The organism is Paraburkholderia sp. BL21I4N1, from assembly GCF_002973525.1.
GTDB lineage: Bacteria > Pseudomonadota > Gammaproteobacteria > Burkholderiales > Burkholderiaceae > Paraburkholderia.
Genome location: NZ_PVEN01000057.1, coordinates 1 through 1595, shown reverse-complemented (window position 1 = coordinate 1595; position 1595 = coordinate 1). Strand labels below are relative to the sequence as shown.

Here is a 1595-nt window from a genome sequence, read left to right as displayed (position 1 = left end):
GGAGCCGATACACCCCAATACCGGATAGCCGCCTTCGCGCGCGGTCCGCTCATGAAACGCCAGCCCCAGTTCGCGCTCGCTGATGCCGGGCTTGGCTATTTCCAGCGCAGACGCGATCGATTGCTCCGCAATCTGGGCAGCGCGGCGCAGGCGATTGATTTCCTCCGCCGTCTTGACTGCGCGAACCATACGGAAAATCTCAAGCGCCGGCTTCACTTTTGCGTTGGGCAGGCGAGTCTGGATTTCCTCGAAATTGCCAGGCATCAGGCCTAGCTCGTCGAGACCGATAACACCATCGCCCAGGCCACAATCGTTGATGGCTGCACACAGCGCATTAATCGCCGTTCCGTGGTCCGGGAGGTTATACAGCTCGAGTTGACGCTGATCGAGCGCATTTAACGTCACGCTGCTCGTTTGTTCGACCGAAAAGAAGCCGTATCGGTACACCTTCGAAATCCAGACGTCATCCTGGTCGGCCAGTTGGTCAAGCAAGCTGGTTGTGGCAATGATGGCGGGCTCGCCGCGTCCGGGCGCAGGAATAAGAACATAGGACTGTGGCCCGCGACGAACCCATTGAGAAAGGGCCCAGTAGCCGCTCGAGTAAGTGACGTTCTCCGGCAACGTCGCGACAATTGCATCAAGCCCATGGCGCGCCATCATCTCATTGAGCCTTTCGATGTTCAGCAACATATCTCTAACTTCCTGGTTCAAAGAAAAAGTACGGGTCCAGCCAGGTGCTTTGGAACTCGCCCCTGGGGATCCACCATGCATATCGCAGATTCAGGTTCTAATCGTGCTGAGTTCGATATCGGTCACAAACATATGTCCTGCTGAGTGTGTAATCATCTCGGGAATTCCAGATGCGATTGCCACAGCCTGCGGTGTAACACCGCAGGCCCAATAGACTTCGATCTCGTCTTCCGCGGGTGGGGTGTAGCGTCCCCAGTCAACCTTGGTCGGATCGCTGATTCCGATGTCCCGACCGTCACCTACATGAAGCGGGCCGCCATGGGCGAGAGGATATCGTGAGGTGATCTCTATCGCACGGCTGACATCTTTCCTTGCGATGGGGCGCATACCCACGACTACTGGTCCTTTAAATACGCCTGCGGGCTCACAGGCAATATTTGTAATGTAGACGGAAATTCTCCCGTTTTCTTCTTTCAGATGATGTTGCGATATGCCCGCATCGGTCAGGATTTCGTCGAAAGACAAACTACACCCAAGCAGGAAACTGACGTGGTCTGGCCGCCACAGATGCTCGATATCCGATACCTCTTCGACGAGCGAGCCATCTCTGTAGATGCGATAGCCTGGCAGGTCGGTGCGTATATCGCTACCCGGCGCCGTACGAGGCATCTCCGGATTCCCCGGATCTCCTACCTCGAGCAACGGACACGGTTTTGGATTTCTTTGACAAAACCGCAGAAAATCGAAAGCGTATCGCTCGGGGACGATGGCCAGGTTCGCCTGCACATAACCTCGCGCCAGTCCATGCGTCGTCCGGGTCCATTTCTTCGCGCGGACCGCCTCCCGTACCTGCTGCCCAGACGCGCTACTCAATTCTTCGTGCAACATGTTTCACCTCCGATAAA

General features: G+C 56.1%; 2 protein-coding genes. Both read right to left on the bottom strand.

The annotated features are described in order from the left end of the window. On the bottom strand, window positions 1–690 hold a 690-nt coding region (locus tag B0G83_RS37985), incomplete at its 3' end, for an aminopeptidase P family N-terminal domain-containing protein (RefSeq protein ID WP_181157193.1). A 90-nt stretch (window positions 691–780) separates the two neighbouring features. Continuing rightward, window positions 781–1578 carry a putative hydro-lyase gene (locus B0G83_RS37980; protein WP_105512359.1) on the bottom strand — a complete coding sequence of 266 codons (798 nt, stop codon included), beginning with the start codon at window positions 1576–1578 and terminating at the stop codon, window positions 781–783. Window positions 1579–1595 lie beyond the last annotated feature (17 nt).